Raw genomic sequence first — 4,099 nt, forward strand, 5'->3', positions numbered from 1 at the left:
ACGGTCCGCTGCCGGCCGATGCGGTCGGCGCGTTGGTATCTCGCGCCAGCGGCTGAGCCGTGAGCATGCCGGGGCGGACCATTCCGGCCTGGTGATATTCCCGCCCGTGGACGCCCCTGTCGCGGCCGTTCCACGCGGGGAAACCGACATTGACGCCGAAAACGGGAATCATTATTGTTTGCGCTCGCCCGCCGGCATTCGGCCAGCGGCGCAACCGCAAAGCCCGGAGGAGTCCATGTACGTGTTTCGTCGTCTGCTGCCCGCGGCGGCAGCTCTCACCATGGCGGCCAGCGCCGCGTCGATTCCCCTGGCCGCGATGGCCCAGGGCTCTCAGGAAAAGGTGCTGAACCTCTATACGGCCCGGCACTACCAGACCGACGAGGCGCTGTACAGCAACTTCACCAAACAGACCGGCATCAAGATCAATCGCATCGAGGGGCAGGAAGACCCGCTGCTCGAGCGGATCAAGAGCGAGGGCGCCAACAGCCCCGCCGACGTCTTCATCACCGTCGATATCGGCCGCCTGTGGCGTGCCCAGCAGGCCGGCGTGTTCGCGCCGGTCAAGTCGAAGGTGCTCGAGTCGCGCATCCCCGCCAACTTCCGCGATCCCAACGGCGAATGGTTCGGCTTCTCGGCGCGCGCCCGCGTGATCGCCTACAACAAGGACACCGTCAAGCCGGGCGACATCAAGACCTACGAGGACCTGGCCGACCCGAAGTGGAAGGGCAAGCTGTGCACGCGCTCCAGCGGCCACGTCTACAACCTGTCGCTGATCTCCAGCCTGATCGCGCATGACGGCGAAGCGAAGACCGAGCGCTGGGCGCAGGGCGTGGTGGCCAATCTGGCGCGCACGCCCAAGGGCGGCGACACCGACCAGCTCAAGGCCGTGGCCGCCGGCGAATGCGATCTGGCGATCTCGAACACCTACTACATCGCGCGCCTGCTGAAGTCGACCAAGCCCGAGGACAAGGCGGTCGCGGACAAGCTCGGCGTGGTCTGGCCGAACCAGGACAGCCAGGGCGTGCACATGAACATCTCGGGCGGCGGCATGCTCAAGCACGCGCCGAACAAGGAGTCGGCGGTCAAGTTCCTGGAGTACCTGGCCAGCGACGAGGCTCAGGCCTACTTCGCCAACGGCAACAACGAATGGCCGGTGGTGCCGAGCGTCAAGGTCGCCAACCCGGCGCTGGAAGCACTGGGCAGCTTCAAGGCGGACCGCATCAACGTGGCCGAGCTCGGCAAGTATCAGCCGGTTGCGCAGAAGCTGGCGGACAAGGCCGGCTTCAAGTAAGCGCCGACGCAAGGGCGCGGCCGGTGCCGGTCCTCACGACGGATCGCCGCCGGCCGCGTCGTCGTTCGCGCCGCCGCCTTTAACGGAGCCGGCGGTGCTGGCGCTCTCCGCGAAGCCCGTCTTGCCGTCCGGCCCCTCGACGCGGCGGAACGTCAGCCGCGTGCTGCTCGACAGCGCCCGCCTGGCCATGCGGCGCTGCAGTTCCCGCCGCGCCAGGTTCATCTGGCCCACCGTGCCGCTGCCATACGGCTCCTGATTCAGCGCGGCGAACGTCGCCAGCGTGGCCCGCAACGCCGCCAGCGCGGCCTGCGCATCCTTCTTCAGCAAGGCATCGAGCGCCTGCCGGGCGCGCACCTGGGCCTGCAACAGCGCATCCCCGGGGTTCGACTTGGCACGCACCGCGTCCTGCGGCAATTGCACGGTGCCGGCCAACCGGCGCAGCCCTGCGCGCACCAGGCCGCCATCCATCGCTGCTTCCTGCATGACCCAGACCGCATCGTGGCGCAGCCACGGCTCGGCATCGGACAACCTGCGCAGCAGCGCCGACTGCAATCCCGGCACGTCGAAGCGGCCGGTGCGGCGGATCGCATTGATGGCGATGCGGCGCAGTTGCGGATGTTCATCGTCGAACAGTTCCTGCACCACGCGCTCGGCGATGCCTTCCTTGACCACCAGTTCGGCGAGCTCGGTGGCGAAGCCGATCTCCTGCACTGCGGTCAGCTTGTTCTGGCTGGCCAGGCGCGACATCTTGAAGACCAGCATCCGGTAACGAATTTGCATACGACTCCCGCCCTTCGTGTTCGAGGAAAGCGGGCCGCCTGCGCGGCCCAGCTTGGCATTCACGGGATATCGGCGGAAATGGCGGCGGTCTTTAATTCGGCATCGAGAGGAGGTCAGCCCACCTGCACCGATGCAGGTACGCTACCGACGGACTGCGCCCAACGGACTGCGCGCGGTTGCTCAGTCCTGCGCGCTGCGGCGGATCTGGCGCGACAGCACGATCACCGGGATCAGCCCGACCAGCACGATCACCAGCGAGGCCGTCGCGGCCTCGGCCAGCCGCTCGTCGGCGGCGAGGTTGTAGGCCTGCACGGCCAGCGTGTCGAAATTGAAGGGGCGCATCACGAACGTCGCCGGCAATTCCTTCATCACGTCGACGAAGACGATCAGCGCCGCCGTCAGCAGGCTGCCGCGCAGCATCGGCAGATGCACGCGGCGCAGCGTCGCGGCCGGCCCGTGGCCGAGGCTGCGGGCCGCGGTGTCCATGCTGGGCGTGATCTTGGCCAGCCCGGCATTGACGGTCTGCAGCGCGACGCCGAGAAAGCGCACCAGATAGGCGTAGACCAGCGCGGCGATGCCCCCGGTCAGCAGCAGTCCCGGCGACACGCCGGTCAACTGCTCGACCCAGCCGGCGATCGCATTGTCGAGCCGCGCCACCGGCACCAGCACGCCCACCGCGATCACCGAGCCCGGCAGCGCATAGCCCATGCCGCAGAGCCGCAGCAGTGCCCGCATCGGCCAGCCGCGGCCGAGCCGGCCGGCATAGCCGATCGCCAGCGCGATCAGCACCGCGGCCAGCGCGGTGACGCTGGCCAGCACGAAGCTGTTGCGCACCAGCCCGACAAAGCGCGGGCCGAACTGCGCGTCGCCGTCGGTGAACGCCATCTCGAACAGCATCAGCGCCGGCACCAGGAAGCCCAGCAGCACCGGCAGCGCGCACGCGCCGAGCGCGGCCACGCCGCGCCAGCGGGTCAGCCGATACGCCGGCAGGCGGCGCTGGCCGCCATGTACGCGGGCCCGCCCGCGCGAGATGCGCTCGGCCACCAGGATGGCGATCACGAAGGCCAGCATGCACGCCGACAGCTGCGCGGCGGCGCTCTTGTCGCCGAGCGAGAACCACGCGCGGTAGATCCCGGTCGAGAAGGTCGGAATCGCGAAATAGGCGACGGTGCCGAAGTCCGCCAGCGTCTCCATCAGCGCCAGCGCGGTGCCGGCCGCGATGCCGGGGCGCGCCAGCGGCAGCATCACGCGCAGCACGCTGCGCCAGGGCCCATGGCCGAGCAGGCGGGCCGCTTCCAGCGTATTCAGCGTCTGCTGCAGGAAGGCGGCGCGCGCGGTCAGGTAGACGTAGGGATAGAGCACCAGCGAGAACAGCACGATGGCGCCGCCCAGGGTCCGCACGTCCGGAAACCAGTAGTCACGCGCGCCCCAGCCGGTCAGCGCGCGCAGCCAGGTCTGCACCGGCCCGGCGAACTGCAGCGCGTCGGTATAGGCGTAGGCGATCACATAGGCCGGCATCGCCAGCGGCAGCACCAGCGCCCATTCCATCAGGCCGCGGCCGGGAAAGCGGTACGTGCAGACGAGCCACGCGGTCGGCACGCCCAGCAGCAGCACGCCGACGGTGACGCCGGCCAGCAGCCACAGCGTGTTGGCGATGTATTCGCCCAGCACGGTGTCGGCCAGGTGATGCCAGGTCTCGGTGCTGGGCGTCAGCAGGCTGGCCGCCACCACGAGGATCGGCACCGCGATCAGCAGGGCCACCAGGCCGGCCGCGAAGGACAGCGGATGGATCGCGGTCAGCCGCCGTCCGCGCCGTGCCGCAACGGCATGGTCGCTATCGGGCAATCGGGCGGGATGGAGCAGGGACATGCGGGCGATCGGCTGGGTGGGGGTGCCGCAGGCGGCACGGCTGGGGCATTCTATCAACCGCCGGTCCGGCGTTGCTGATACTTATAATGATTCGCATGTCCGCCTTCGATCTCGATACCGACGCCGCCGCGGTCACGCCCGCAGCGACTCCCCCGGCCA

The 4,099-nt window shown here is 69.1% G+C and carries 3 protein-coding genes; 1 reads left to right on the forward strand and 2 read right to left on the reverse strand.

Annotated features, from left to right (window positions below; all coding sequences use genetic code 11):
- The first annotated feature begins 235 nt into the window (after positions 1-235).
- Entirely contained in the window at positions 236-1,291 is a 1,056-nt protein-coding gene (locus AC6EI8_RS24875) for a Fe(3+) ABC transporter substrate-binding protein (protein WP_149317846.1), read from the forward strand.
- A 33-nt stretch (positions 1,292-1,324) separates the two neighbouring features.
- Here AC6EI8_RS24875 and AC6EI8_RS24880 read toward each other — a convergent pair whose 3' ends face one another.
- The gene (locus AC6EI8_RS24880; RefSeq protein WP_226108299.1) at positions 1,325-2,071 is read right to left on the reverse strand and encodes a hypothetical protein; all 747 of its coding nucleotides are present in this window, start codon (positions 2,069-2,071) and stop codon (positions 1,325-1,327) included.
- Positions 2,072-2,251: 180 nt separating this feature from the next.
- Positions 2,252-3,940, reverse strand: coding sequence for an ABC transporter permease (locus AC6EI8_RS24885; protein WP_498383175.1), 1,689 nt, complete (start codon positions 3,938-3,940; stop codon positions 2,252-2,254).
- Between the last annotated feature and the right edge of the window lie 159 nt (positions 3,941-4,099).

The sequence above is a fragment of the Cupriavidus sp. R6-3 genome, from assembly GCF_059772245.1.

What these genes read in the sequence shown, in the direction of transcription:
- AC6EI8_RS24885 (WP_498383175.1), bottom strand. Translation starts at nt 3,940, where the DNA reads ATGTCCCTGCTCCATCCCGCCCGATTGCCCGATAGCGACCATGCCGTT.
- AC6EI8_RS24875 (WP_149317846.1), top strand. Translation starts at nt 236, where the DNA reads ATGTACGTGTTTCGTCGTCTGCTGCCCGCGGCGGCAGCTCTCACCATG.
- AC6EI8_RS24880 (WP_226108299.1), bottom strand. Translation starts at nt 2,071, where the DNA reads ATGCAAATTCGTTACCGGATGCTGGTCTTCAAGATGTCGCGCCTGGCC.